The sequence below is a fragment of the Micromonospora sp. M51 genome (assembly GCF_018070305.1).
Lineage (GTDB): Bacteria > Actinomycetota > Actinomycetes > Mycobacteriales > Micromonosporaceae > Micromonospora > Micromonospora parva.
Genome location: NZ_JAGPXZ010001529.1, coordinates 1 through 429, shown reverse-complemented (window position 1 = coordinate 429; position 429 = coordinate 1). Strand labels below are relative to the sequence as shown.

1 protein-coding gene is annotated in these 429 nt (G+C 70.4%); it reads right to left on the bottom strand.

The genetic code is table 11. The annotated features are described in order from the left end of the window. Nucleotides 1-205, bottom strand: a 205-nt coding sequence (locus tag KBX53_RS35805) for a DUF3817 domain-containing protein (protein ID WP_210864120.1), incomplete at its 3' end; no start/stop codon positions are given. Nucleotides 206-429 lie beyond the last annotated feature (224 nt).

Genomic DNA, 429 nt, shown 5'->3' with positions numbered 1-429 from the left:
GGCTCCACCGGTGCAGCCGGGCCACGGCGAGCACCAGCACGACGTACGCGACGAACAGGCCGCCGTGGATCGGCCCGAAAATCTTGACGCCCAGCTCGTTGTCGGTCGGGCCGTACTTGACCAGCATGCCGACCAGCAGGGCCAGCCAGGAGCAGGCCTCGGCGATCGCCGCCGCGACGAACAGCCGGGTCACCTTCTCGCGCATTCGCACGCCACCACCTCTCGGGCCGCAATGCTATCGGTCGGCTCTGGCCGGGGTGGCGGGGCGGGCGACTGGGTAGGAAAGGACCATCGGGTCTTCCCCTGCCCGCCGATCAGTGCGAGGTTAGGGGGACCAGCGGTGACGGGGTGGTGACCATGGGCGAGGACGTCGGCGTGCGGACCTTCAGTCGGGAGGATCGGGCCCGCTATCGCGACAAGGGCCGCCGC